Source organism: Pontixanthobacter sp. (assembly GCF_049682855.1).
In the GTDB taxonomy this organism is placed as follows: Bacteria; Pseudomonadota; Alphaproteobacteria; order Sphingomonadales; family Sphingomonadaceae; genus Pontixanthobacter.
On sequence record NZ_JBAUIK010000010.1, the window covers coordinates 58,923 to 84,297 of the forward strand.

Below are 25,375 nucleotides of genomic sequence, written 5' to 3' on the forward strand. Positions count from 1 at the left end.
TGCACTTTCCAAGCTGTGCGTTTGGCAGGGTATTTATGAAACACCCTGGTGATGCAAGTCTTGGCCTGCTTTTGTCCTGACGCTAAATATCGTCAGCAGAGACATATTCCTCAATATCGATCTCGCCGGCCATGCGGCCCACTGCCACTGCGACTGTCGCATCGCCGGTCACGTTCGTGGCCGTGCGCATCATGTCCATCACATGGTTGATGCCCGCGACCAATGCGACAGTTTCCAGCGGAACTCCGATTGATGTCAGCACCAATGTCAGCATGATTAGGCCGGAGCCCGGTATGCCCGCAGCGCCAACCGAACCCAGAGTCGCGGTCAATGCGATCAACACATATGAAGTCCACGTCAGATCAATTCCGTAAACCTGCGCGCCGAACACAGCGACCAGCCCGAGATACATGGCTGTGCCATTCATATTGATCGTTGCGCCCAAGGCGACGACGAAGCTAGATACGGACCGGGAAACACCCAGATTGCGCTGCACGCAGCGCAGAGTGACGGGCAGCGCGGCGTTGGAGGATGCAGTTGAAAACGCGACCACCTGTGCATCCACTATGCCGCGATAGAAATCCACAATCGGCAGTTTCGCAATGAATTTGATAATCGCCGGATAGACGAAGAGAATGATGATAAAGCAGCCAAGGTAGTTCAGGCCGATCACCTGCAGCAGGCCAATCAGGACGGCAGGGTCCAAAGTGCCCGCGACCCAGACCATCAGCGCGAATACGCCGAACGGGGCGAGCTCCATCACAATCATCGTCATACGCTGCATCACTGCCGAACCGGCATCCATCGCTTTGACGATGGGCAGGGCTTCCCGGCCCGCCATCAATACTGAAATACCAAACAGCAGTGCGAAGATGATCAGCGGGAGAACCTGCCCCTCTGCCATCGTGGCAACGGGGTTATCCGTCACCATAGACAGGATCATATCAACAGCGGTTGTTGTGGCCGGTTCCGGCACGCTTGCACCTTCGGGCAATTCGATATTCAGCCCGATACCCGGCTGGGTAACGGTTGCGAGCGTCAGGCCCAGCGACACGGACAGTGCGGCGGTTCCGCCAAATATCATCAAGGCCTTGCCGCCGACATTGCCGAGTTTTTTCAAGTCACCCAGCGCCGCGATGCCCGATACGAGCGAGAAGAAGATCAGCGGCACAATCAGCATTTTGATCGCTTTGATGAACAGATCACCGATCCATTTGATACTTTCCGGACTGGCGCCGCCAAACAGCGCAAATTCCTTCCATACCCAGCCGAACACCGTTCCCAAAACCAGTGCCCCGATAACGCGCTGCCACAGGGGGATGGAAAACCAGAGTTTGAACATCATTATTCCTCACAGATGAAGGGCGGCGAGCTTCTGCCAAGGCGCGCCATTGGCGAAAACCCTTTATCAGTCAAATGCCCCTAGGCGAATGACCAGATGTTTCGCCCGCCGCGCGCGGTCAGCGTACCTTTGGCACCGTGTACATCGGCGGAGGCTTCCCTCAGCCGCCCAATTGCGTCACTATCGCCTGACGGGACTATGGCTATGGCGCGCGTTGCCGCATCGATGCGGGCGATAACAACGCCGTGTTTTGGTGCGCCGTTGCGGTCAAACACGATCGTATAGGTTTCCAAGGTTGCTGGCCCGCTATATTCGCCGATCATATTTGGCACATCGCCGCGTAGGGCGTCGGCATCTGCCTGAAAGTCGAAATCCTGCGGGAATGTACCGGCAGGCTGCGGCGTTTTGGTCAGCACGATCGTGTGATTATGCGTGGCATAGCCGCCATTGGCGAACAGCAGTCCATTCGTGCCTTTTTTACGCAGAGCCTCCACCATACACGCCGCCGCATGGGTCATATAATTGCCGATCGGCCCGCCGCCGAAAGTCAATCCGCCAAACACTGTCATGGTCCGGTCTGCACGGATGCCCAGCACGCGCCGCGCCATTTTGGGCACAATCGGGAAGCAGGAATAGATTTCCATATGGTCAAAGTCACTCGCTGACATTGCATTCAGTTCGAGCGTTTTGGTGAGCGATACCGCCATGCTGGCAGAGGATGCATAATCCGGCCGGTTGAGCGGATCTGCCGCCTCATGTGCGGCAGCGCCTCTGCCAACATAGATGATGCGTTCATCGTTCAGACCTGCTCGGCGTGCTACGGCGAGGCTGGTGACAATGACTGCCGCCCCTTGATTAACCGCTGCATTGGCGACCTGAAATTTGGTATAGGGAAAGGCGATCGGGCGGTTTTCGGCCGTGGGCTCGGTAATCTCCGCGGCCGTGCGGCTGCGGCGTATCCATGCATGTTTATTGCTGGCGGCAACATCCGACATGCCCGCCCAGATGGTGCCGCTTTCCGCTTGCGCTTGCGCCAATGTCTGCCCGTAACGAGCGCGTGCCGCATTTTCGAACAGCGGATAGACATCAGTGGGCGTGATCAGCCCATATGCATGGCGCGGCTGCGGCGTGATTGATGTGCGCTTGGGGTAGGGGCCTTTGCTGACCTCCGCGCCCAAAGCAGCGGGTGCAGCTGCGGCTTCGGCCCTGCGCTTGCCCGCAGTCCGGAGCGCCTCTGCGCCGACGATCAGCGCGACATTTGCCTCACCCCGGCCAATTGCGTTGGCGGCTTCATTGATTAGCAGGATTGGGCTGTCACCTGTGGGCGATGGTGTTTCGCGCGCGGTACTTGGTGAAAGGCCCAATGCGTTTGAGACGCCTTCGACCAGAGTGCCCGTCAGTTCCGGGAAAGACAACTGGTTGACGATACCAAGCCAGTCGGTCTGGTATAGGATTCCTTCACCCCCATCTGCGCCCGCTGCGCGGCTGGCGGCCACCATCAATTCCAGCGAGTCCTTTCCGTCCGCGCCGGTTTCCGCGCGGTCGTTAATCTGGCCGCAGCCGATGATCACGGGAATACGCGCCGTATCGCCCAGCTTGGTGCCGGTCATGGTTCAGACCGCAACCACTGTCTGTTTGATCGCGCCAAAGATACTGTGACCATCCTTGTCCTTCATTTCCACTTTGACGGTGTCGCCAGGTTTCATGAAAGGCGTTCTGGCCGCACCGTAATTGATCGTTTCGATCATCCGTATCTCGGCAATGCAGCTATAGCCTGCGCCGCCTTCGCTTACCGGTTTGCCGGGGCCGCCATCTGCGCCTTTGTTAGACACCGTGCCCGAACCGACGATAGTGCCCGCGCCTAGATTGCGGGTTTTCGCCGCATGGGCTACCAATTGCGCCAGATTGAATGTGGCATCGACACCCGCATCTGCGCGCCCGAACGGTTCACGGTTGTAATCGACGCAGAGCGGCAAGTGAATGAGGCTGTCCTGCCATGCATCGCCCAGTTCGTCAGGTGTCACCGCAACGGGTGAAAACGCGCTTGAGGGTTTGGATTGGAAGAACCCAAACCCCTTGGCCAGTTCGCCCGGGATTAGACCGCGTAGCGAAACATCATTGACCAGCATGACCAGCTTGATTTGGCCGGCTGCATCCTTGGCAGATGCGCCCATCGGCACATCACCCGTGATTACGGCCACTTCGCCTTCCATATCGCATCCCCATGCCTGGTCGCCCAGCGGAATATCATCGCGCGGACCAAGGAAAGTATCGCTGCCGCCCTGATACATCAGCGGGTCATGATAAAAACTGTCAGGTACCTCTGCACCGCGTGCTTTGCGGACCAGTTCGACATGGTTGATATAGGCGCTGCCATCGGCCCATTGATAGGCGCGCGGAAGCGGCGAATGCGCCTCGTGTTCGTGGAAGCGTTCGCATGGCACGCTGTGATGTTCAACACTGCGATACAGCACATCCAGATCGCCAGAAACCTCATCCCAATTGTCGAGCGCATATTGCATGGTCGGAGCGATATTATCAGCGGCGCAATAGCGAGTGATGTCTTTGGACACGACAACCAGCTTACCATCACGCGTGCCGTCTTTGATCGATGCGAGTTTCATAGGCGGTTACTCTCCTGCAGGTTGTATATAGTCGGGGCTATCGGTTTGGTTGTCTGGAAATGCCCGCTCGAATTCGGGCAAAGCAAGGCATGCCGCTTCGATGCGCGTGGTATGCGGTTTGTCGCTCAGATCATAGTCGAACTTGCGCGCATTATAGATTTGCGGCAGCAAGACCACTTCGAACAATCCGGGCCGATCAAACAGGAAATCACCTGTGTGCAATTGCGCCAGACGCTGCTCGACCGGGCCCAGTGTGCGGGACAGCCAGTGGCGGTACCAGATGGCGATGTCGTCCTGCGCATGGCCAAGCGGATCGGCCAGATAGCGCAGCACCGGCAAATTATTGATCGCGTGAATTTCAGTCGCGATTGCGTGGGCCAATTCGCGCACGGTGTAACGATCTTCCGAACCGGCGGGCAGCAGCGGGGGGTCAGGATAGGCTTCTTCCAGCCATTCCAGCAGCGCCATCGATTGCGCGCGGTCGCGGCCATCCGCTTCCAGCATGGGTACGCTGCCAAACGGGTTGCGCGCTGTGAAGGCCTCACCCTTTTGTTCAGACGTGCGCAGATCGACCGGAATGTTTTCGTATTCCAGTCCTTTCAGATTAAGCGCAATCCGCAATCGGTAGCTGGTCGAACTGCGAAAATATCCGAACAGTTTCATCAAAACGCAGCCAGCCCGGTAATCGCGCGGCCAAGGATCAACGCGTGGACATCATGCGTGCCTTCATACGTATTGACCGTTTCGAGATTCACCATATGGCGGATGACTTGGTATTCCTCGCTGATACCATTGCCGCCATGCATGTCGCGCGCAGTACGTGCGATATCTAGCGCCTTGCCGACATTGTTGCGTTTGACGATGCTGATCATTTCCGGGGCAAATTCGCCGGAGTCCATCAATCGCCCAACTTGCAATGATGCCTGAAGGCCAAGGCCAATATCGCTCATCATGTCGGCAAGCTTTTTCTGGAACAGCTGGGTATTCGCCAGCGGCCGCCCGAACTGGTGCCGATCAAGGCCGTATTGGCGCGCTGCGTGGAAGCAGAATTCTGCCGCGCCCATGCTGCCCCAGCTAATGCCGTAGCGCGCGCGGTTAAGACATCCGAATGGGCCCTTCAGGCCTTGCACATCGGGCAGAAGCGCACTGGCGGGCAGCTTCACCTCGTCCATCATGATCATGCCGGTGGTCGATGCGCGCAGCGACAGCTTGCCATCAATCTTGGGTGCAGAAAGCCCAGCCATACCCTTTTCCAGAACAAAGCCGCGAATACCATCGCCATGCGCTTCGCTTTTCGCCCAGACGATGAATATATCGGCAAAAGGCGAATTGCTGATCCATGTTTTAGCGCCGGACAAAGAATATCCATCGCCATCTTTTTTGGCATATGTCCGCATGCCGCCCGGGTCAGAGCCCGCATCGGGTTCGGTCAGGCCAAAGCAGCCGATCAATGCACCGCTGGCAAGGCCAGGCAAATATTTCTGGCGCTGTTCTTCTGATCCGTAGGCGTGAATCGGGTACATCACCAGGCTCGATTGGACCGAGGCCATCGACCTGTAACCGGAATCCACCCGCTCAATTTCGCGGGCGATCAAACCGTAGGCGACATAGCTGGCACCTGCGCCGCCATAATTTTCCGGCACCGTCGCGCCCAGCAGGCCCGCTTCGCCCATCAGCGGGAACAATTCCGGCGCGCTGACCTCGTTGCGGTACGCCTCTCTCACACGCGGCTGCAATTCGCTCTGGGCGAAACCGCGCGCCGCATCGCGGATCATCCGCTCTTCTTCGGTGAGCTGGGATTCCAGATTGAAGGGGTCTTCCCAATTGAATGGTGCCATGCCGGCCATAGTTACTCCTGAAACCAGTTTTTTCTGTTTCTTGCAGTGTTGGCCATGCGCCGCAAGTGCGCTGTGTTCAAGCCATGTTGCGCTGCGTTGCTGCATGAAGGGCCAGCGTGCGTTCCGCTTCGCGCAGATGGAGTATCTCGGTCATCCGGCCATTGACTGTAATGACCCCTTTTCCGGTGTTTTCCGGCGCAGCGAAGGCATCGCAAATCATCTGCGCAGCAGCGACTTCGGCCTCCGACGGGCTGAAAGCGGTATTGGCAATGGCAATTTGTTTCGGGTGAATTAGCGTCTTGCCGTCAAAGCCCATATCCGCACCCTGTCGGCATTGTTGCAAGAAACCGGTTTCATCGGCCAGATCGTTAAACACGCCGTCAATGATCATAAGCCCGCCCGCTCGCGCTGCGACTACTGCCTGTGTGAGTAGCGGGGTAATGGCACTGCGCTGGGTGTCCAGTCTACAGCGCATTTCAAGCGCAAGATCATTGGTGCCAACGACCAACGTTGTGACCCCTTCATCAAGGGCATCGTCGGTCAATTGAGCAATATTGAGGAAGGCAGTACACGTCTCAAGCATAGCCCATAATTCGATCTTACCACCAGTTGCGTTGCGGTAACGGACCAATTCTTCATGAGAGGATATCTTTGGCAGCAATATCGCGTCTACGGTGGTATCCCGTAACACTGCGCAGTCTTCGATGCCCCAATCGGTTTCCAGCCCATTGACCCGCACCACCAGTTTTCGGTGGCCGAAACCGCCCTCATTGATTGCAGACACGGCAGCCAGACGGGCTTGCGCCTTGGCCTCGGGCGCGACCGCATCTTCCAGATCGAGGATAACCGCGTCGCACTGCAGCGTGCGGGCCTTGGCAACTGCGCTAGCGCGGTCAGCAGGAACATAGAGCGCGCTGCGCAAGGGGCGGATACTGCCGGTCATGCGCCGCTACAGCTTGCCGAATTTACCTTCGTAACCGGTTGTATCATCGGCAGCGAGAAACCTGGCTTGCTCGGTCCAGTTATCGCGCCGGATGCGCCCCTGGAAACGGCCCATCTTCGCATCAATCGCGTCGATATCGGTGTCGGACCATTCGGCAATCTGGGTGAAGCGGGTCACGCCGTTTTCATGGAGCAGCGCCACCAGTTTAGGGCCGACGCCTTTGATACGCGATAGATCATCCATCACTGTTTTTGGGGGGGTGACAGACGCTGTATCAGCGAGATCTTCAGACTTCAACGGGCCCGCCCGTTCAGCTGCGGGCGGGGCATTTATCAGCGCCTCATTACGCGGCGCAGCGCCTTTGCCTTCGTCCAAAATATCGGAAGAATCGGTCGTGACGCTGGTGCGCCGCATCGCGACAAAGACCCACCACGCGACGAGAAACCCGATGATCAGGGCGATTACGAACACAGGCCAATTGGCTTCGACAAGTTGTATCATGGGGCGATATCCTCTCCTTCAGGGGTTTCAGACGGGGCCGCCGCGCTTGGCGTGATGCGGCCCCACATGGCTGCACCAATGCCAAATCCGGCGATATAGGTCGCAAGCAGCAGGACTATGAGTTCAAACCAGATCGGCATTATTCGCACCTCATCTTTGGTATCATCGCGCATTTCATCACCGCGGGCCGGGCGTATCAATCGGCGTGGGAGCGAGCGGTTCTGTGGCGATCACAGAAAATTCGATACGGCGATTGGCCGGATCGGCGGGGTCGAGCCCATCGACCGGCTCGCCCGAACCGACACCCCGCGTCCGCAATCCATCCCGCGGAATGCCGCGCTGTATCAAGGCATTACGAACCGCGATAGCGCGCTCTCGTGATAGTGCGAGGTTGCCCGGTTCTGGCCCCGAATTATCGGTATGGCCAACCACCGCGATGATACTGCCAAGGCAAGGGCGTAACGCCGCAGCCACTTCATCTAGCAGGCTGATACTGGCGGCATCCATCGCGCTGCTTGACTCTTCAAACCGGATCGTTCGGGCGCGCAGCAGGGCCTCTACATCATCCTGACACCGGGTTGGCTTCAATACCGCCGTACCGCTTTGCGCCACCATCGTCCCATCGGCCCAGCGGATGCCACCAACACCCGGTATTGCGCCGATAGATTGCGCGATATCAGCGCGGGTTTTCTCGTCCAAATCCTCTCCGCCGCTGAGTAACGGATGACGGCTGGGCCAGCCATTGGCGGTGACAAATTCGGCCCGGACCATTGCGGCATCGGAGGCAGAAATAACCCGGGCTGCCTCACCCGACAGACTCGCCGTAAAGTCGCCCGCAGTCCATCCATATCCGGCAAAATAAGCGGCGCTGACGGTCAACGCGCCAGCGATAATCGCAATAGAAGGGCGAATAGGCATGCACAGTCTTTAGCCGCCCACTTCCCCCGCGCAAAGGGGGCGTGTTTTGTTTATATGCTATTCGCCGGTTTTATGCGACAGACCTATTCCGCAGGACTACTCTTCGGGGCCTATGCTCCTAACCTATTCCCCCGGCTCGCCCCGCAGGCTCTGCGCGACATCGGCGAGCCGGACAAATTCCTGCCGCCAATAATCGCCCGATCCGCCCGCAAGCGTCTTGATTTCGCCAAAGCCATAATCATTCAGCAGCGGATCAGCGCGCAGCTTCTGGCCAAACGCCGCCACCGCCGTGGCAAAGGCAAAATCGCCGCGCGGGCTGCGCGCTTCACGCAAAGCAGAGGCGGGCACCACCGTATCGATCAGTTTCGACGTTTCCCCGTCCGGCATTTTGTAGCGTAATTTGATATAGGCCACTTCGCTGATATTGGGGTTTTCCATCTTGGCACTCGCCGCGGCGCCATAACGGCGCGGCGATACCCAGCCGGTCTGGCCAGCGGGCACAATCTCGTAAATCGCGGTAACCTGGTGCCCGGCGCCGATATCGCCCGCATCGACCGCGTCATTGTTGAAATCCTCGTCCCGCAGCGCGCGGTTCTCATATCCAATCAGGCGGTACTGGCTGACCATAGCGGGATTAAATTCGACCTGAATTTTCACATCCTTGGCGATGGTGAACAGGGTGGAAGACATTTCATCACCCAGCACCTTTTTCGCTTCCAGTGCGCTATCGATATAGGCATAATTGCCATTGCCGTGATTGGCGATCTGCTCCATCAGGGCTTCGTTATAATTGCCGGTGCCAAAACCCAGCGTGGTGAGTGTAATGCCCGTATCGCGCTTTTTCTCGATCAGTTCGATCAGCGCCTCCTGACTGCGCAACCCGACATTGAAATCACCATCAGTGGCCAAAATCACGCGGTTGACACCGCCGTCGATCATATTGTCTTCGGCGATCTGGTAGGCAAGCTGGATACCCGCGCCGCCTGCGGTCGATCCGCCCGCTTCAAGGCTGCCCAGAGCGCGGCGGATTTGCCGTTCATCATTGGTCGGCTCCAGCACCAGACCGGCGGCACCGGCATAGACCACGATGGAGACTTTATCCTGCGGCGATAGTTCGCTTGCCAACCCCGCCAATGCAGTTTTGACCAGCGGCAATTTATCCGGGCTGCCCATCGATCCTGACACATCCATCAAGAATACCAGATTGGCAGGAGGGCGGTCTTCACGCGGCAGATCATATCCGCGCAGGCCGATCCGCAGCAGGCGCGTATTCTCATTCCACGGAGTCAGCGCCATATCGGTATTGACGCTGAACGGGGTGCTGCGGTCCGCTGGTTTGGCATAATCATAGCGGAAATAGTTGATCATTTCCTCTGTCCGCACGGCGGCGCGCGGCGGTTTCTGCCCCTGGCTCAGGAAACGCCGTGTATTGGCATAGGCGCCGGTATCGACATCGACAGAGAATGTGGAAAGCGGTTCTGCTGCGGCAATTTTGACAGGCGACACTTCCTCGCCATCATATTGCTCGCGGCCCGGATCGGCTGCGATGATAACCGGCGGGAAATAACGATATACAGGGCTTGTATCTGTGTTTTCTGAACTGACGAGCGGCGCGGGCGCAGATACATCACCCCCGATTTTGTGGCCGGTGACGGTAATCTGACTGCGCGAAGCGGCCACTGACATCGGAGGCGGCGGCGCGGCCGCGACCGGCGGGGTTGGCGCGCTTGCAATGTCATCGCTCGCTGTGCCATTTGGCCCGGCGGCACAGCCTCCCAATAAAGCCGCCATAGAAACACCCGCAACACTCGCCATAAACCGCATCAGATCCACTCCCCTAAATCCTGAAATCGATCCGCCAAACATGATTGCGCGCCGTGAACAGCGACTGAATGATGCGGCCAGCAAAGTGACAGATAGGCGTGTTCGCGGTTCATCTTGCCGAGGCAAAGCCTGACAGAAATTGTAGGGAAGGGACACATGGGACACAGTATAAAGGTTAAAACTTTGGCGGTGCCGGGGAGGGGGGAAAGCGGGTAACCAAACCGGGCAACCGGCGCAAAAGAGGCGCAAAAGAGAAGGATCGGGCGGTGACATTTCCGCAAATTAGCTGACATGTGCGATGTAGGAAATTGCAGCATGTCAGATCCGTCACCCCTCAATCCACCACACTTTTTTTAAACAATACCCGGTCATCCGGCCCGAAGCCTTTGCGCCAGATGACCCAGCCATATGTAGCGAGAATGGCGGGGATACCGAACAGCAGTTCGGCCCATTCGGGCAGCCATGTCGCGGCAAATCCTACCACTACGGCGGGGGCAGCGGCCCAGACCAGCGGCCAGCGTAGCGGGTTGACGCGGTGGCCGAGCAAACGGGCGAGGAACAGCGCCTTGACCAGCGACATCGTCCCCAGCGCCAGCATCAGAGCAGCCGCAGCGGCAGCCGCCTTAAACGGCTCGCCATAGCCGAAATGCTCCGCCAGCATGATCAACGCCACGGTCAGTACGCCCTGCAGCACGATGGTGCTGATTGAAATCCACAGGTTCCTCAGCCGCGCAATATAGACCAGCACCGCCTCGCACACCACTGCGGTGCCCGCGACGACCTCCGCCGCCAGCAAAAATGCCAGCGCGCCAGTGCCGCCGACAAAATCCGGGCCAGTCAGCCCCATCACGGCCTCGCCCGGAACGCCCAATGCCAGCGCGATCGCCGCCTGTGCAGCGATGATCCAGAAGCCCACCTGGCAGACTTGTGACGCGATCGCCGCGTAGTTTTTGGTTTTCAGATTCTTGGTAATTACCGGGCCAAGGATCGGTTCGAAGCTCGTTTTCAGCTTCTGCGGCAGACTGGCGATTTGCTGCGCCATCCAGTAAATCCCGACCGCAGAAGGGCCAGCGAACAGGCCGAGAATAAAAATATCGAGCCGCCGTGTGCCCCATTCGATCGCGTCTGCGGTTACCAGCGGCAATGCGCGCCACACCATTATGCCAAGCCTTGCTGGCGCCGGCCGCCAGCCTTTGGGCAATCCGTAGGTCCGCAGGAAGGACCACAGGCCGACCAGCAATCCAGCATAAATTGATATCAGATAGGCCATCGTCAGGCCGTTTTCGGGGATATAGTAAAACAGCACCCCCGCCATGATCGAAATCGTCCACGGTTCCACCACCGCCCGCGCGCGTACGGTCGTGGCTATATCATATCTATAGGCCTGCGCGGCGAGGACAATCTCGGTCAGCGCAAAGGCAGGAATGGCCCAGACAATCAGCCGGTCGAGATCGGTAAATGCGCCGCTGGGGAACATCGCGGCAGGGATGAAATAGAGCGTCATCGCAGGGATGGCGGAGAGTAAGACCGCAACCAATAGTGCATCGAACACCAGCGCGGAGGGGTGCTCGTCGCTCTCCGCCAACCGCAATGCCAGCCCCCGTTTCTCGCCCAGTGAACAGGCGAGCGCGATCAGTTCGATAACCACCAGGGCAAACGCGAAAACGCCCAGTGCTTGTGTGCCGTAAAGCCGTCCGGCGATAAACAGAAAGGGTATCCGCGCCAGCAGGCGGAGCAGGAAGCCGAACATATTGGTCCGTCCGCCTTTCGCGAGCGCGGCGATGTCGTCCTGATTGCTGTCCTCGGACTTTCGCGCGTCCGGAGTGGTGGGCGTGGTCAACTATCAGGCTCGCTTTCGGCATGCTCGGCGCGCAGCGGGCGCGAAAGCAATCCGGCAACCACTTCACGCGCATCGCCGCCTTGCAGCAAATGGTGCACAGCGGCGACAATCGGCATGGCGATGCCGCGCGTCTCTGCCAATGCGCTCAGTACCGGCGCGGTATGGGCGCCCTCTGCCACTGTATGCCGGTCAGCCATCAAAGCGGCTGCGGACTGTCCTTCGCCGAGCGCTTTACCGAGCGAGAAATTCCGGCTGGAGGTAGACGAGCAGGTCAGCACCAGATCGCCAAGCCCGCACAGCCCGGCCAGCGTATCGCGCCGCGCGCCCAGTGCCTCACCAAAGCGAAGCATTTCAGCATAGCCGCGCGCGATCAGGGCAGCGCGTGCGTTCTGGCCCAGCCGCAATCCGTCCACCACGCCGCAAGCAATTGCGAGCACATTCTTTACCGCGCCGCCGATCTCCGCACCGACGACATCGTCCGAATAATAGGGGCGGAAGGCAGCGCGCGCGATCGCGGGTTTGAGCCGCGCCCATTGGTCCTCTCCGCCTGCGCAAGCCAGCGTTACGGCGGTTGGCAGGCCATCAGCCACTTCATGGGCGAATGTCGGGCCCGACAGGATGGCGATATCGCTGCCGGGGCAGACATTTTTTGCAACATCATTCATCAGGCGGCCCGATCCCGCCTCGATACCTTTGCTGCACAGCACCAGATCGCGCGGATGACGCGCAAGCGTGCCCAAAACTGCGCCGAGATGCTGCGCGGGCGTAACAGCCAGGACGATATCGCAAACAGCCAGATCGGCGATATCGCTCGCCGCGCGGATCGTGGGTGCAAGCGTGGCGGAAGGGAGGAACAGGCTGTTGGTGCGGCTGGCATTGATTTGCGCCACCAGCTCCGTCTCGCGCACCCACAGCATTACATTGCGGCCATCGCTTGCCAGCATTTGCGCCAGCGCCGTGCCCCATGCACCGCCGCCCAATACGCCGATAGTGTCAGCCGTCTGGCTCATGCTTTTGCTCCTGCACCGCGCACCGGCTCGGCATCGGGATCAAGCGGCCAGCGCGGCCGTGCGGATACGTCAAGCGGATCCGATTGACCAGTGATGAAGCGTTCTGCGCCCGCCCAGGCAATCATCGCGGCATTGTCGGTACACAGCGCCATCGGCGGCGCGCTGAAGGCCATATTACGCTTCGCGGCAAATCCCTCCAGAGCCGAGCGGATCGCGGTGTTGGCCGCGACCCCGCCCGCAACCACCAGAGCTGGCAGAGATGCGCACCGATCCAGCGATAGGGCCAGCCGGTCAAGCAGACAATCAATCGCCGCATGCTGGAAACTGGCTGCAATATCGGCGTTCTGGTGCTCGCCGCTTTCTTTCGCGCGCAGGACCGCGCTTTTAAGACCAGCGAAGCTGAAATGCGGTTCCTTGCTTTTCAATAAGGGGCGCGGCAGGGGCACCGCCCTGGCATCACCCGTCAGCGCCAGCTGTTCCAATGCAGGACCGCCAGGATAGCCAAGCCCCAAAATCTTGGCGCTTTTATCAAATGCCTCGCCCAGCGCATCATCAATCGTTGTCGCCAGGCGGCGATATTTGCCTACCCCGTCAACCTGCAAAATCTGGCAATGTCCGCCCGATACCAGCAGCAGCGCATAGGGAAATTGAAGGCGCGCATCGGCAAGGCGCGGGCTAAGCGCGTGCCCTTCCAGATGATTGATCGCCAGCAACGGTTTGTCCGCTGCCATCGCCAAGGCTTTCGCGCTGACGAGCCCGACCATTACGCCGCCAATCAGGCCTGGCCCGGCGGTGGCGGCAACCGCGTCAAGATCGGCCAAGTCCAGACCCGCTTCGGCCATCACATCGGCAATCATCGGCGCCAGTTTTTCCGCATGGGCGCGTGCGGCGATTTCGGGCACCACTCCGCCATAGGGTGCATGCGCCTCGGTCTGGGAGGCAATCCGCTCGGCAATAATCTGCCGCTGCGTCGTGACCAGCGCCACCGCAGTTTCGTCACAACTGGACTCAATTCCCAGGATTATCGCCATGACACTTTCCCTTAGCGACTTGAGTGGGTAGAGCAAGCAGCGCCATGTCGAACCGATCCGAAAATGCAGCCGCTTCGCCTGTAAAACTCCGGCTGGGCACACGCCAGTCCCCGCTCGCAGTCGCCCAGGCAGAAGAAACGCGTCGCCGCTTATGCGCAGCACATGGCTGGCACGAAGGCGCGGTTGAACTGGTGAAGGTTCGCGCATCGGGGGATAAAATACAGGATCGGCCGCTGGCGGATATCGGCGGCAAAGCGTTATGGACGCGCGAGCTGGACATCTGGCTGGCAGAAGGCAAAATTGACGCCGCCGTCCATTCGATGAAAGATGTCGAGACATTGCGCCCTGCCAGTCTCACCATAGCTGCGATCCTGCCACGCGCTGATGTGCGCGACGTGCTGATCGGTGCAGCATCGGTTCGTGCAATCCCGCCGGGCGCTGTAATCGGGACCAGCGCGCCGCGCCGGGCCGCGCAAATGTTGCATCACCGCTCCGATTGCAAAATTGTCTCGTTCCGCGGCAATGTCGCGACACGGCTGGCGAAACTGGCTGCGGGTGAGGCGGAGGTGACGCTGCTGGCCGCTGCCGGGCTTTCACGGCTGGGTGAAACCGGTACGGGAACGCCGCTGGCGGCGGAAGAATGGTTGCCCGCCCCCGCACAGGGCGCAATCGGTATCGAATGCAATACCGCTGATACACATATGCGCGATCTGATTGCGCCGATAAATCACGCCGACAGCTATGCCACTGTCATGGCGGAGCGCGCTCTGCTCGAAGCGTTGGGCGGCACATGCCACAGCCCGATTGCGGTTTTGTGCGCGCAGGAAGGCGGCAAAATCCACATGACAGCATCGGTGTTCAGCAGCGACGGTGCAGAGCGTGTCGATGGCCAGGCGCGGTTCGATGCCGGTGACCTGGATGCGCCGCGCGCGATGGGTGCTGATCTGCTCGCCCGGGCGAGCGAGCGGGTCAGGGCACTTTTTTCGGCCGCATGACGGCATTGCTATGACCGTAGCGTTATGAGCGGCAGACAACCGTATCCGATAGTGGCCATTCGCGGCGAGCCGGGCCTTTCGCAGACGCTGTCGCTGGCCGCCGCGCGCAACCTTGATATCACCGGCATACCGTTATTCGAAGTCCATCCCGCCACGTGGACGGTGCCGCCCCTTACGGATTTTGACGGTCTCCTGATCGGGAGCGCCAATGCCATCCGCCACGGCGGTTCCGCTCTTAACAAGCTGATCGATTTGCCCGTATTCGCTGTTGGACACAAGACAGCCACCGCCGCGCGTAACGCCGGTTTCACCATTGCCCATGTCGGGGAGGGCGGGCTTCAATCGGTGCTGGATCATGAGGCCGCGCATGCGAAGCGGTTCCTGCGTTTATCCGGGCATGAGCGGGTGCCCCTGAAACTGCGCCCTGCACAGAAAATCAAAGAGGTTGTGACCTATTTCAATTATGCGGTTCCAGCGCCTGAGAAGCTGGCTATGGAATTGGCCGGCGGCGGTATCGTGATGCTGCATTCCGCGGCTGCGACCGGCCATTTCATTAGCGAATGCGAGCGTTTAGGGCTGGACCGGCGGCGCATAACGCTGGCAGCCCTTGGTCCCCGGATTACCGAACATGCGGGCAGCGGATGGGCGGGCATTCACATTGCCAGCGCGCCCAATGATGCGGCCTTGCTCACCACCGTAAAATCGTTGGCGCTGGCCTTGGGCCGAAACATCTGCCAATGATTAGGGACCAAAGCGTCACATACAATACGGACCATAATGGACAGACAGCCTTCCAAGCCCCGCAATAGCGGATCCATGCAAGCCATAGTGGGCACGACCTTATGCGCGTTCCTGCTGGGTGCATTGATTGTCGGGTATTTTACTTGGGATGATACCCCCGCCTTTCTGGGCGGCGATAGCGCAGCACAAACACCATCGGCAGAGGCATCAGCGCAAGCTGCTGAAACGGCACTGGCCGATGCAGCGGTGACGCTTGCCGGTGCGACCGATGGGCGCGCAGAGGCGGCTGAAGGTGTCGAAGAGGCTGCCGAGGTGGTTACAGAAGCCGTTTCGAGAGTGGCAAACCAGCAAGGCGGTTTGGATCAACGCCTGGCCGCCGCAGAGCAGAGACTGGCGCGGCTTGACCTGCAAGCGCAGGCGGCATCGGGTAATGCGGGCCGTGCCGAGGGATTATTGATCGCCTTTGCCGCACGGCGCACGCTGGAGCGCGGTGAGCAGCTCGGCTATCTGGCGGATCAGTTGCGGCTGCGTTTTGGCATGGCGCAGCCAGAGGCGGTGCGCACGGTTGTGGAAGCCTCTGCTGATCCGATCCGGCTCGACCAGCTTATCGCCCGCTTTGCCGGTTTGGAATATGATCTGGTCGCAACCGAGCAGGGGCCGTCACTCGACCGGTTCCGGCGCGAAATCAGCCAATTATTTGTGATCCGCCGCGAAAGCACCCCATCTACCCGGCCCGACAGAGCACTCAACCGGGCCCGTTTGTCGCTCGAAAACGGCCGGATACAAAGCGCGATTGATGAAGTGCTGACTTTGCCGGGGGCCAAAAAGGCGGAAGATTGGATTGATGATGCGCGGCGCTATATCCGCATACAGTCGGCGCTCGATATTCTTGAAACATCGGCTGTTCTTGAAACCAGCGGATTGCGGGACCGGACGGGCACGGTGATTGAACAACCCAGCCCCGCCGACATTGGCGGCGATGAATAGCGCAAAATATCCCGCGTGATCAGGCTTTCAGCAGCTCCGGCAAGTCACCGCTAACCCCGCGGGCTTCGTCCATGAACCAATTTTTTATGGCCGGCGTGCGCTGGACACCGCTCATACCCAAACGGCGGATGGCCGATGCGGCTTTGCCCGGTACGCCAAACAGGCGGGTCAGACCGTCCGTGGCGAGCGCAACCATGAAGCTGTCGAGCCCGCGCCAATTTTCATATCGCCGGAGCAATTGGGCATCGCCCGGCTCCAGCCCAAGCCGCATTCCATCGGCGATCACGTCGACCAATGCCCCGACATCGCGCAGCCCCAGGTTCAGGCCTTGACCCGCAATTGGATGGATGCCGTGCGCAGCATCGCCAATCAAGGCCAGCCGCTGACCCGTGATCCTCGCAGTATGATGGAAACCCAGCGGATAGGACGAGCGAGCGGTGGCCGAGGTAACCTCACCCAGAATATCGCCCATGCGTTTCTGTACTTCAGCCAGAAATGCCCGGGCCGATAGCTTGAGCGTTCCTTCCGCGTCGGCCTCGTCCACGGTCCACACCAAAGCACTGCGATGCAAACCGTCCGGTAGACCCCGCATTGGCAAAAGAGCGAACGGACCTGACGGATAGAAAATTTCCCAGGCAACCTGATCATGCGGCTCCGCGTGAGTAAGGCCGGAAATGATCGCCCGGTGGCTGTAATTCCATTTCGCCATCACGATGCCTGCGGCTTCGCGTGTGGGTGAGCCGCGCCCTTCGGCAGCGACCATAAGCTTTCCGGCCAATATACGCCCGTTTGCCAGACAGGCTGATACGCCGTGCTCACCCCGGATACGCTGAGTGACTTCTGATTGCGCGTGCCACGCGATCAGCGGTTCTTTGTCGGCAGCATCGAACAGTGCACTGCGCAATTCGCGGTTGGCGAACATCCGGCCCAGCGATCCCTCCCCCTCGGCCGGAGTGAAATCTATAGCCCCCGGCTTCATCTGGTCATTTACCGCGATGGAGGCAATCGGGCTGCCATGCGGCTCCAGCCGGTCCGCCAGCCCGATATTGGTGAACAGGTTCCAGCTCGCGGTCGAGATAGCCGATGCGCGTCCGTCGAAACCCTGCGCCAACAGATCCGCAGGATCGGCGCGGTCGACCACATGGCTGGATATACCCTGACGCGCAGCAGCCAGAGCGAGCGTCATCCCGGTCAGACCGCCGCCGAGAATTACCAAATCACGCGTATCATTCATATCGTCCATATTGGGCCTTATCGGTTGTTCTGCTGCACCGGCGGGGTGCGCCTGTGGTTCACAGTAATAACCCGGTCAGCATGGCGCAATGCTTCGGGACGGTGTGTGACGAGCAAGATCGAGAACCGGTCGCGCTGACGGAACAGATTGGCCAGAACCTGCCGCTCAAGCTCTACATCCAGCGCATTCGTCGCCTCGTCCAGAATCAGGAATCGCGGTGCGTTGATGACAGCTGCCGCGATACACAGACGTTGCCGTTCTCCGCCCGATAGATTGCCTCCCCGGTCACCCACGCTGCTGTCGAGCCCGCCCGGCAACCCGCTAACAAACGCGGCAATTTCTGCCGTTTCCAACGCTTGCCATATCGCATCATCGCTGACCCCGTTATGATGCCAGGTCAGATTGTCCCGAATACTTGCATCGAATAAAAATGGGTCTTGCGGTAAATAGCAGATGTGGCGGCGCCATCTGGCGAAATCCGTTTCAGTGGACAGAACGGTACCATTGACGGCGATCGTGCCCGATGCAGGCGGTAATAAACCGGTGATGATATCCAGAACGGTCGTTTTGCCAGAGCCTGACGGACCGTTCAGGGCAACGATATCACCTGCACCGACATGCAGGTCAAAGGCTTTGACAGCGGCCCTCTCTGGCAGCGTGCCTGCGCTATGGCTGAAACAGATATTGGACAGGGTCAACTGGGCGGGTTTCGGATCAAGCGGCTTTGCCGCCGCCCCAATATCTATGATTTCACGCGCTGCACGCTCCAGCCTCGTCACTGTCTCCTCGATCGCGGAAAATGCGGGCAGAGTGTTGGATATCGATTGCGCAGATTGGACGATGGTTTGCACCGGATTGACCAGCCGGGCGAGGACGACAAGCGTCACTGCCAATATCGGCAGCGGCGTTTCCAGCACGAAAAACCCGATCACCAACGCGCCGATCACCACCAGTCCGGCAATCAGCTGGAACCACAGGCGTGCTGCGGTTTGCGACCGGTAAAACCGGTTCTGGTGCGCGCGTACATCCCTGATTGCGCTCTCAAACCTGCCCAGAAAAGCGTCTTCGGCATTATTTAGACGGGCAAGTTTCTGGCTGGCGAGAAAGTCACCCAGAACAGCGTGTACGTGCCGGCCCGATAGAGTCAGCCGATTACCCAGTGCGCCCGCTTTGCGCATCATTGGCAGCGCCAGCATGGCGGCCAAGGCGAGCAGAAGGAATACGAGCGCAAGCAGCATGGGGGCGAGTAACGCGATGATAGCCAGCTGCACTGCGGCCATTGCTGCCGCCGCACCGCCGCGCAGCAGCCGGTCGGTGCCGATGCCCAGGCGCGCAATGTCATTGGTGATCGCATGTTCAAGGTCTGCGCGCCGCAAGGTTCGCACTGTCATCCAGTCCGCCGTGCCGATTGCGCGGAACAGGCGGCTTCTTACGCCGTCGACATAATGGAAACCCAGCCAATAGAGCCGGGTATCGCGCTGCCATATGATAACGGCCCTGACAGCCAGAAAGGCTGCAAAACCAGCCGATAATGCCAGTGCTCTGCCGAATTGCGAAGTGATACCGGCGCTGCGCAACATTTGCATCACGCTGTCTGCCGCCAGGCTTTCTGTCTGGCCAGTGATCAGCGCCGCAAATGGCAATATCGCAGCGATCCCGATACCCTCAACCACTGCCCCCATCGCGATCAGCAAGGCTGTAACAGGTAGAGCGTCTTTCGTTCTGCGCCAGATATCGGCCGTATATGCCTTGAACACTTCCATACCGGTGCAAGGCATGACACATGGCGCAGGGGCCAACAAGACATGCATTGATTGCCGCCCACCTCTGCGCAGCCTAAGATGCGCCCCAGAACTGCCTAAGAACCGCCGGAAAGCCGCCCCAAAGGCGCTTATGTCATTGACCAAGCCGAAGGAGAATGCCGCCATGTCAACCGCGAGCCATCAGGCACGGCGTTACGCCATGACCTTGCTGTTCATCGCGGCGATATTCTGGCCGGGGGCTCTGGCGGCTCAGACTATCCCAGGCATCGATCCGAATATAGAGGCGGTTCTGCTGGCCGATGGCGCTGCTCAGCCGGGCGAAACGCTGACGGCCGCGATCCGGTTCACCCCCATTTCAGACGAATGGCACGGCTATTGGAAGAACCCCGGCGATGCGGGCTATGGTATGCAGCTGGATTGGGATTTACCGGCTGGCTGGATCGCTGGTGAGCCGGAATATCCGGTGCCGTCACGCTTGCTGATCTCGGATTTGATGAACCATATTTATGAAGGGTCTTACACGGTACTGGTTCCCCTGACCGTGGCAGCGAATGCGCCGACAACAGGCACGGCGGTGATCGGGCTGGAGGCGCAATGGCTTGCCTGTACGGATGTGATTTGCGTGCCAGAGCAGGGCCGCTTTTCGCTCACGGTGCCGCTGGGCGGACCATCCGTTGCAGACCCAGCGTTTACGACCTGGCGCGCAGCCATTCCGCCTGTGCTGGACCGGCAGGCCAGCTTTACGGTGGTGGGTAACACGCTGCGTTTCGCCGTGCCGGTACCCGCTGCGCTTGATCTGCCTGATCCGCATATCTTCATCGCGACAACGGACCTCGTCCAATATGCCGCTACGCAGCAATTTTCGCGCGATGGCGATCTGTTAATCGCCCAGATACCGTTGGCATATCCCGGCGCGGAACCCGAACGGATCGAAGCAATATTGGCCTTTGGCGGCGGAGACGGGGTGCAGTTCTTGGCAGAGCCAGGTGACGTTTCTGTGTCGGGCACGCCGCTGGCCAGCAGCCATGTTGAAACGCCTGCACTGGGTGTGCTGCTGCTCGCCGCTTTGGTGGGCGGATTGATCCTGAATATCATGCCTTGCGTGTTTCCGATCCTCAGCCTGAAAGCGATCAGTCTGGTGCGCGCTGGCGCTAGCGAGGCAGATGCGAGGCGTGAGGGTATCGCCTATGCCGCCGGCGTTGTGCTCGCCTGTATTGCGCTGGGCGCGGTGATGCTCGCTTTGCGCGCGGCGGGGCAGCAAGTGGGATGGGCATTCCAGTTGCAGGAACCCGCAGTGGTGGTCGCATTATTGGTGCTCGCGGCCGTGATCACGGCCAATTTCGCAGGATTATTTGAGCTGCCATCAATATCGCTGACCCGTAGCGGGAAACCGGCCAGCGCCTTTGCCACGGGCTTGCTCGCTGCGGTTGCCGCGACCCCTTGCAGCGGACCCTTTATGGCGGCGGCGATAGGGGCGGCGCTGTTGCTCCCGGCTGCACAGGCCTTGCTGTTATTTGCCGTATTGGGTTTGGGTTTGTCTCTGCCATTTTTGCTGATCGGTTTTGTGCCTGCACTGCGCCAGCTCTTGCCGAGGCCCGGACCGTGGATGGAACGGTTCCGCCGCGTCATGGCGATCCCGATGGGGCTGACGGCGCTGGCTCTGGTGTGGCTGGTATCGCGTATGGGCGGGCAGGGATTTGCGATGATCGTGATGGTGTTGATCGGCGGATTGATGATTGCGTTGATGGTCACCGGGCGCTTGCAAAAACAAGCGAAGATGGCGTGGCCCGCTTTTGGATTAATCGCTGCGCCATTCGCGCTGTTTGCCGCATTCGCTCTGCCGAGCAGCTATTCACCAGCGCAGTCCCGCGCGAACGAATCGCTGCTCGATCCGCTACCCTATTCGGCACAGGCTCTGGCTGAGGCGCGAGCCAGCGGGCAGCCGGTATTTCTGTGGTTTACTGCCGATTGGTGCGTAACCTGCAAAGTGAATGAACGCGTTGCGATCGAGCGGGAGGCCACGCGCGCAGCGTTTGATGCCGCTGGCGTCATTGCCATGCGCGGTGACTGGACGCGGCCCGATGCGGAAATTACGGCGTATTTGACCAGCCAGGGGGCCGCCGGTGTACCGCTTTACATATGGTACCCGCCTGCCGGCGAGGCACAGCCATTACCGCAGGTGCTGGCGCCCGATAGCCTGATCGATCAGGCTACAGCGCCGTAGCGGCCAGCCTGCGGCACCGGTCAATCAATGCGGCGGGTTTCGCGCTGGGATTGAGGATCACGCTGCCCGCGCCCGGTATGGTGAGTTCAATCTGGCGCGGCCCGGTCAGTACATCTAGATCGGTGCTGGCGGCAGAATATGAACCCTCCCACAGCCAGACCTGGCCGTTAAATGCCGCATCGACCGGCAGCCGCGCCATATGGCCATTCCCAATCAGCGCCATGAGCGCCTGCGCCTCTGGATCGGCAGGGGTAAAGCGCGTGATACGGACCGTTGCTGCGTTCGCTGGACCGGCGCTGCCACGCGCGGCGCCGGTTTCGCACGCAATCCCCAGATAGGGGGGCTGTCCCGCTTGCCCATAGATTATACGCTCCTCCACGCCGCCAGCCAGCCCGGCAGAAGCCCAGAATGCACCGGTACTGTCAGGCGAATCGATCGGTTCTGAAGGCCCCTCATTCTGGTTCGCCGCACTGCCGCGCGAAGAATATTCGTCAGCCGCAGGCGGCTGGCATGCGGTTAACAATGCGCAAGCAAGTATGGAAATTAGTATGGCAGGTTTCATCGGTCGTGATGGATTACGCTGCGCGCGGGGTGATCTGGTCCAGTTCGCCGTTCAATTGGCGCTTGGCGATCCGTAAGTCGCTATCATGCTGCAGACCGAGGAAGAACCCCTCAGACATGCGAAAATAACGGCCTAGACGGAGATCGAGCTCGCCATCGACCAGCGCTTTGCCCTCGATGACGTTCTGCAGGCGCGAAGTATCGACCGCAATGGCTTCAGCCAATGCGCCACAATCCAAATCGAGTGGTTCCATAAATTCCGAAACGAGCAATTCGCCGGCATGCGGAATGTGCAGCCAATCAGCATCAGTGGTAGTCGACGATTTCGACATCGCTTACTTCTCCATCTTTCCAAACAAAGCATATACGCCATTGCATGTTAATGGAAAGGGAATGCTAACCTTCGCGGTCACCGGAGAGGGTGTGCAGCCGATTGGAAGGCGAGTTGCGAAGGTCGTCGAGCGTCGCCGCCCGGTTGAGCAAAGCCAGCTTTGCCAGCGCACGAGGTTGGATGTCGGCAGGCAGCTTGCGACTGGCACGACCACGCCAGATGCGTCCGGCTTCTTTGCTGGCGAAGGATTGGATCATGGCTGCCTCTTTTGTATTGCAGCTACCTAACAATACAAACGAGAGGACTCTGTCAAACAAGCCGTTTGTAGTTGCATCATCTTAGAGGTCTCTTAAGGGCTTCTTAGAACCCTCTTAGAAAAAATTTTTCCAAAAGATCACTTCCCCCACTTCTTCTGACTTTTCCCGTAGCGCGTTTTCCGCGTCCCCGGCTTGCCTTCCATTGACCGGCCCACGATGGGTGCTTTCTTATCCGCATCGGGAATGCCGAGTTCATCGGCTTCCAGTTTGCGGATTTCGTCGCGGAGTCTGCCGGCCTCTTCAAATTCGAGATTGGCGGCGGCGTCGCGCATGCGCTTTTCAAGGTCCTCTATATAACCGCGCAGATTGTGGCCGACCAGATTGTTACGCTCATCATCGCCCAGATCGACTGTGACCCCGTCCTTGCTGGCGGTATCGCCAACAATATCGGCGATATTGCGCTTGATCGTGGTCGGGGTGATGCCGTGTTGTTTATTATAGGCTTCCTGTTTTTCGCGGCGGCGGTCGGTTTCGTTCATCGCGCGTTCCATGCTGCCGGTAATCCGGTCCGCATAAAGAATGACTTTGCCGTCCACATTCCGCGCGGCGCGGCCAATGGTTTGCACGAGCGAGGTTTCGCTGCGCAGAAAGCCTTCCTTGTCAGCGTCAAGGATGGCGACCAATCCGCATTCGGGAATATCGAGCCCTTCGCGCAGAAGATTAATCCCCACCAGAACATCATAGACGCCCAGGCGCAGATCGCGGATCAGTTCAATCCGTTCGAGCGTTTCGACATCGCTATGCATATAGCGGACGCGCAGACCCGCCTCGTGCATGAACTCGGTCAGATCCTCCGCCATCCGCTTGGTCAGCGTGGTGACGAGAGTGCGGTAGCCTTTCTCGGCAGTTTCGCGGCACTGCACGATGCAGTCCTGCACCTGATCCTCCACCGGGCGGATTTCCACCGGCGGATCGATCAGGCCGGTCGGGCGGATGATCTGTTCGGCAAAGACACCGCCGGTCTGCTCCAGCTCCCAGCTGCCTGGTGTGGCCGATACCGCAACCGTCTGCGGGCGCATCGCGTCCCATTCGTTGAAGCGCAGCGGGCGGTTATCGATACAGCTGGGCAGGCGGAAACCATATTGTGCCAGCGTCAGTTTGCGGCGGTGATCGCCCTTGGACATGGCGCCGATCTGCGGCACTGTCTGGTGGCTTTCATCGACGAACAGCAATGCATTTTCGGGCAGATATTCAAACAGCGTTGGGGGCGGTTCGCCGGGCAGGCGGCCGGTCAGGAAGCGCGAATAATTCTCGATTCCCGCGCAGCTGCCGGTGGCGGCAATCATTTCAAGATCAAAATTCGTCCGCTGTTCGAGCCTTTGCGCCTCCAGCAACAAGCCTTCTTCATTGAGTTCTTTCAGCCGTTCCTGCAGTTCAAATCTAATCGCATCGGCGGCCTGTTTCATAGTGGGGCCCGGCGTCACGTAATGCGAATTGGCATAGACGCGCACAGTGTCGAGGCTTGCGCCTTTGGTGCCGGTCAGCGGATCGAATTCGTGAATTTCCTCAATATCATCACCAAAAAAACTGATCCGCCACGCCGTGTCCTCATAATGGCTCGGAAAAATCTCCAGATTATCGCCGCGCACGCGAAAAGTGCCGCGCGTGAAGGCTGTATCATTGCGTTTATATTGCAGCGCGACCAGCTTGCGGATCAGTTCGCGCTGATCGACGGCGGTGTCTTTCTTGATGTCGAATATCATCGCCGAATATGTCTCGACCGATCCGATACCGTACAGGCAGGATACGGAAGCGACGATAATTACGTCGTCGCGCTCGAGCAGCGAGCGTGTGGCCGAATGGCGCATCCGGTCAATGGCTTCGTTTACCGAGCTTTCCTTCTCAATATACGTATCCGACCGCGCGACATAGGCTTCGGGCTGGTAATAGTCATAATAGGATACGAAATATTCGACCGCATTATGGGGGAAGAAGCTCTTAAACTCGCCATAAAGCTGCGCGGCGAGGATCTTGTTAGGCGCGAGGATCAGCGCGGGACGCTGCGTTTCTTCAATCACTTTGGCCATAGTGAAGGTTTTGCCCGACCCGGTCACGCCCAGCAGTGTCTGGGTCTTGTCATCCTCGTGCACGCCGCCAACCAGTTCCGCGATGGCTGCCGGCTGGTCACCAGCGGGCGCATATTCGGACACCAGTTCAAATTTTTTGCCCGGCATCGATTTTTCCGGACGGGCGGGCTTGTGCGGGACGAAGTCCCCGCTGGTATCGGGTTCTTCAAGGCCGCGGCGGATCACGAGTTCTGACATGCTGGAACATATGGGGGGTGAGGGCGCCGCGGACAAGCGCCAGATGCCGCTTGGCACCGGCTGCTTGTATCGCTAGCTTCCGGGATG

At 59.3% G+C, this 25,375-nt stretch carries 23 protein-coding genes; 4 read left to right on the plus strand and 19 right to left on the minus strand.

Features of this window, described 5'->3' with window-relative positions; translation table 11 throughout:
- Positions 1–82 precede the first annotated feature (82 nt).
- From WA922_RS07435 to tsaD, 13 genes are all read right to left on the minus strand, one after another.
- A complete protein-coding gene (locus tag WA922_RS07435) occupies positions 83–1,345 on the minus strand; it encodes a dicarboxylate/amino acid:cation symporter (RefSeq protein WP_424771063.1) in 1,263 nt (420 codons plus the stop codon).
- A 77-nt stretch (positions 1,346–1,422) separates the two neighbouring features.
- A complete protein-coding gene (locus WA922_RS07440; protein ID WP_424771064.1) occupies positions 1,423–2,952 on the minus strand; it encodes an acetyl-CoA acetyltransferase in 1,530 nt (509 codons plus the stop codon).
- A gap of 3 nt (positions 2,953–2,955) precedes the next feature.
- Entirely contained in the window at positions 2,956–3,966 is a 1,011-nt protein-coding gene (locus tag WA922_RS07445) for a fumarylacetoacetate hydrolase family protein (RefSeq protein WP_424771065.1), read from the minus strand.
- 6 nt (positions 3,967–3,972) lie between these two features.
- Complete coding sequence (gene maiA, locus WA922_RS07450; RefSeq protein WP_424771066.1) at positions 3,973–4,629, minus strand: maleylacetoacetate isomerase; 657 nt, start codon at positions 4,627–4,629, stop codon at positions 3,973–3,975.
- The gene (locus tag WA922_RS07455) at positions 4,629–5,813 is read right to left on the minus strand and encodes an acyl-CoA dehydrogenase (protein WP_424771067.1); all 1,185 of its coding nucleotides are present in this window, start codon (positions 5,811–5,813) and stop codon (positions 4,629–4,631) included. The genes maiA and WA922_RS07455 overlap by 1 nt, the downstream gene beginning before the upstream one ends.
- A 67-nt stretch (positions 5,814–5,880) precedes the next feature.
- The gene (locus WA922_RS07460; protein ID WP_424771068.1) at positions 5,881–6,747 is read right to left on the minus strand and encodes an HpcH/HpaI aldolase/citrate lyase family protein; all 867 of its coding nucleotides are present in this window, start codon (positions 6,745–6,747) and stop codon (positions 5,881–5,883) included.
- Between the two features lie 6 nt (positions 6,748–6,753).
- Positions 6,754–7,248 carry a hypothetical protein gene (locus WA922_RS07465; protein ID WP_424771069.1) on the minus strand — a complete coding sequence of 165 codons (495 nt, stop codon included), beginning with the start codon at positions 7,246–7,248 and terminating at the stop codon, positions 6,754–6,756.
- Positions 7,245–7,421 (minus strand): hypothetical protein, encoded by a 177-nt coding sequence (locus WA922_RS07470; RefSeq protein ID WP_424771070.1) that lies wholly within the window; start codon positions 7,419–7,421, stop codon positions 7,245–7,247. The genes WA922_RS07465 and WA922_RS07470 overlap by 4 nt, the downstream gene beginning before the upstream one ends.
- Before the next feature lie 4 nt (positions 7,422–7,425).
- Entirely contained in the window at positions 7,426–8,166 is a 741-nt protein-coding gene (locus WA922_RS07475; RefSeq protein ID WP_424771071.1) for an OmpA family protein, read from the minus strand.
- A 123-nt stretch (positions 8,167–8,289) separates the two neighbouring features.
- Entirely contained in the window at positions 8,290–9,990 is a 1,701-nt protein-coding gene (locus WA922_RS07480) for a vWA domain-containing protein (protein ID WP_424771072.1), read from the minus strand.
- Positions 9,991–10,324: 334 nt separating this feature from the next.
- Positions 10,325–11,830 (minus strand): lipopolysaccharide biosynthesis protein, encoded by a 1,506-nt coding sequence (locus WA922_RS07485; RefSeq protein ID WP_424771073.1) that lies wholly within the window; start codon positions 11,828–11,830, stop codon positions 10,325–10,327.
- Positions 11,827–12,840, minus strand: a complete 1,014-nt coding sequence (locus tag WA922_RS07490; RefSeq protein ID WP_424771074.1) for an NAD(P)H-dependent glycerol-3-phosphate dehydrogenase — start codon at positions 12,838–12,840, stop codon at positions 11,827–11,829. Before WA922_RS07490 ends, WA922_RS07485 begins: the two co-directional genes overlap by 4 nt.
- Positions 12,837–13,871 carry a tRNA (adenosine(37)-N6)-threonylcarbamoyltransferase complex transferase subunit TsaD gene (gene tsaD, locus WA922_RS07495; RefSeq protein ID WP_424771075.1) on the minus strand — a complete coding sequence of 345 codons (1,035 nt, stop codon included), beginning with the start codon at positions 13,869–13,871 and terminating at the stop codon, positions 12,837–12,839. The genes WA922_RS07490 and tsaD overlap by 4 nt, the downstream gene beginning before the upstream one ends.
- Before the next feature lie 44 nt (positions 13,872–13,915).
- Between tsaD and hemC the strand changes: the two genes are divergently transcribed.
- The 3 genes from hemC (at position 13,916) to WA922_RS07510 (ending at position 16,594) form a co-directional block, all read left to right on the plus strand.
- The gene (hemC, locus tag WA922_RS07500) at positions 13,916–14,866 is read left to right on the plus strand and encodes a hydroxymethylbilane synthase (protein ID WP_424771076.1); all 951 of its coding nucleotides are present in this window, start codon (positions 13,916–13,918) and stop codon (positions 14,864–14,866) included.
- 24 nt (positions 14,867–14,890) lie between these two features.
- Positions 14,891–15,607 carry a uroporphyrinogen-III synthase gene (locus WA922_RS07505; protein WP_424771077.1) on the plus strand — a complete coding sequence of 239 codons (717 nt, stop codon included), beginning with the start codon at positions 14,891–14,893 and terminating at the stop codon, positions 15,605–15,607.
- A gap of 75 nt (positions 15,608–15,682) precedes the next feature.
- On the plus strand, positions 15,683–16,594 hold the full coding sequence (locus WA922_RS07510) for a hypothetical protein (protein ID WP_424771078.1): 912 nt from the start codon (positions 15,683–15,685) through the stop codon (positions 16,592–16,594).
- A 19-nt stretch (positions 16,595–16,613) separates the two neighbouring features.
- Here WA922_RS07510 and WA922_RS07515 read toward each other — a convergent pair whose 3' ends face one another.
- Both WA922_RS07515 and WA922_RS07520 read right to left on the minus strand, forming a co-directional pair.
- On the minus strand, positions 16,614–17,828 hold the full coding sequence (locus tag WA922_RS07515) for an FAD-dependent monooxygenase (RefSeq protein WP_424771217.1): 1,215 nt from the start codon (positions 17,826–17,828) through the stop codon (positions 16,614–16,616).
- Between the two features lie 17 nt (positions 17,829–17,845).
- A complete protein-coding gene (locus WA922_RS07520) occupies positions 17,846–19,639 on the minus strand; it encodes an ATP-binding cassette domain-containing protein (protein WP_424771079.1) in 1,794 nt (597 codons plus the stop codon).
- Between the two features lie 88 nt (positions 19,640–19,727).
- On the opposite strand from WA922_RS07520, the gene WA922_RS07525 reads away from it, so the two are divergent.
- On the plus strand, positions 19,728–21,815 hold the full coding sequence (locus WA922_RS07525; protein WP_424771080.1) for a protein-disulfide reductase DsbD family protein: 2,088 nt from the start codon (positions 19,728–19,730) through the stop codon (positions 21,813–21,815).
- Here the strand turns inward: WA922_RS07525 and WA922_RS07530 are convergent.
- From WA922_RS07530 to uvrB, 4 genes are all read right to left on the minus strand, one after another.
- Positions 21,802–22,377, minus strand: coding sequence for a hypothetical protein (locus WA922_RS07530; protein ID WP_424771081.1), 576 nt, complete (start codon positions 22,375–22,377; stop codon positions 21,802–21,804). The two genes, WA922_RS07525 and WA922_RS07530, sit on opposite strands and share 14 nt — an antisense overlap.
- Positions 22,378–22,390: 13 nt before the next feature.
- Positions 22,391–22,708: a HigA family addiction module antitoxin gene (locus WA922_RS07535; RefSeq protein WP_424771082.1), complete on the minus strand. Its 318-nt coding sequence runs from the start codon at positions 22,706–22,708 to the stop codon at positions 22,391–22,393.
- 64 nt (positions 22,709–22,772) lie between these two features.
- Positions 22,773–22,964 (minus strand): type II toxin-antitoxin system RelE/ParE family toxin, encoded by a 192-nt coding sequence (locus tag WA922_RS07540; RefSeq protein WP_424771083.1) that lies wholly within the window; start codon positions 22,962–22,964, stop codon positions 22,773–22,775.
- A gap of 137 nt (positions 22,965–23,101) precedes the next feature.
- The gene (uvrB, locus tag WA922_RS07545; protein ID WP_424771084.1) at positions 23,102–25,288 is read right to left on the minus strand and encodes an excinuclease ABC subunit UvrB; all 2,187 of its coding nucleotides are present in this window, start codon (positions 25,286–25,288) and stop codon (positions 23,102–23,104) included.
- Positions 25,289–25,375: the final 87 nt, after the last annotated feature.

What these genes read in the sequence shown, in the direction of transcription:
- WA922_RS07435 (WP_424771063.1), bottom strand. Translation starts at nt 1,345, where the DNA reads ATGATGTTCAAACTCTGGTTTTCCATCCCCCTGTGGCAGCGCGTTATC.
- WA922_RS07440 (WP_424771064.1), bottom strand. Translation starts at nt 2,952, where the DNA reads ATGACCGGCACCAAGCTGGGCGATACGGCGCGTATTCCCGTGATCATC.
- WA922_RS07445 (WP_424771065.1), bottom strand. Translation starts at nt 3,966, where the DNA reads ATGAAACTCGCATCGATCAAAGACGGCACGCGTGATGGTAAGCTGGTT.
- maiA (WP_424771066.1), bottom strand. Translation starts at nt 4,629, where the DNA reads ATGAAACTGTTCGGATATTTTCGCAGTTCGACCAGCTACCGATTGCGG.
- WA922_RS07455 (WP_424771067.1), bottom strand. Translation starts at nt 5,813, where the DNA reads ATGGCCGGCATGGCACCATTCAATTGGGAAGACCCCTTCAATCTGGAA.
- WA922_RS07460 (WP_424771068.1), bottom strand. Translation starts at nt 6,747, where the DNA reads ATGACCGGCAGTATCCGCCCCTTGCGCAGCGCGCTCTATGTTCCTGCT.
- WA922_RS07465 (WP_424771069.1), bottom strand. Translation starts at nt 7,248, where the DNA reads ATGATACAACTTGTCGAAGCCAATTGGCCTGTGTTCGTAATCGCCCTG.
- WA922_RS07470 (WP_424771070.1), bottom strand. Translation starts at nt 7,421, where the DNA reads ATGCGCGATGATACCAAAGATGAGGTGCGAATAATGCCGATCTGGTTT.
- WA922_RS07475 (WP_424771071.1), bottom strand. Translation starts at nt 8,166, where the DNA reads ATGCCTATTCGCCCTTCTATTGCGATTATCGCTGGCGCGTTGACCGTC.
- WA922_RS07480 (WP_424771072.1), bottom strand. Translation starts at nt 9,990, where the DNA reads ATGCGGTTTATGGCGAGTGTTGCGGGTGTTTCTATGGCGGCTTTATTG.
- WA922_RS07490 (WP_424771074.1), bottom strand. Translation starts at nt 12,840, where the DNA reads ATGAGCCAGACGGCTGACACTATCGGCGTATTGGGCGGCGGTGCATGG.
- tsaD (WP_424771075.1), bottom strand. Translation starts at nt 13,871, where the DNA reads ATGGCGATAATCCTGGGAATTGAGTCCAGTTGTGACGAAACTGCGGTG.
- hemC (WP_424771076.1), top strand. Translation starts at nt 13,916, where the DNA reads ATGTCGAACCGATCCGAAAATGCAGCCGCTTCGCCTGTAAAACTCCGG.
- WA922_RS07505 (WP_424771077.1), top strand. Translation starts at nt 14,891, where the DNA reads ATGAGCGGCAGACAACCGTATCCGATAGTGGCCATTCGCGGCGAGCCG.
- WA922_RS07510 (WP_424771078.1), top strand. Translation starts at nt 15,683, where the DNA reads ATGCAAGCCATAGTGGGCACGACCTTATGCGCGTTCCTGCTGGGTGCA.
- WA922_RS07515 (WP_424771217.1), bottom strand. Translation starts at nt 17,828, where the DNA reads ATGAATGATACGCGTGATTTGGTAATTCTCGGCGGCGGTCTGACCGGG.
- WA922_RS07520 (WP_424771079.1), bottom strand. Translation starts at nt 19,639, where the DNA reads ATGCATGTCTTGTTGGCCCCTGCGCCATGTGTCATGCCTTGCACCGGT.
- WA922_RS07530 (WP_424771081.1), bottom strand. Translation starts at nt 22,377, where the DNA reads ATGAAACCTGCCATACTAATTTCCATACTTGCTTGCGCATTGTTAACC.
- WA922_RS07535 (WP_424771082.1), bottom strand. Translation starts at nt 22,708, where the DNA reads ATGTCGAAATCGTCGACTACCACTGATGCTGATTGGCTGCACATTCCG.
- WA922_RS07540 (WP_424771083.1), bottom strand. Translation starts at nt 22,964, where the DNA reads ATGATCCAATCCTTCGCCAGCAAAGAAGCCGGACGCATCTGGCGTGGT.
- uvrB (WP_424771084.1), bottom strand. Translation starts at nt 25,288, where the DNA reads ATGTCAGAACTCGTGATCCGCCGCGGCCTTGAAGAACCCGATACCAGC.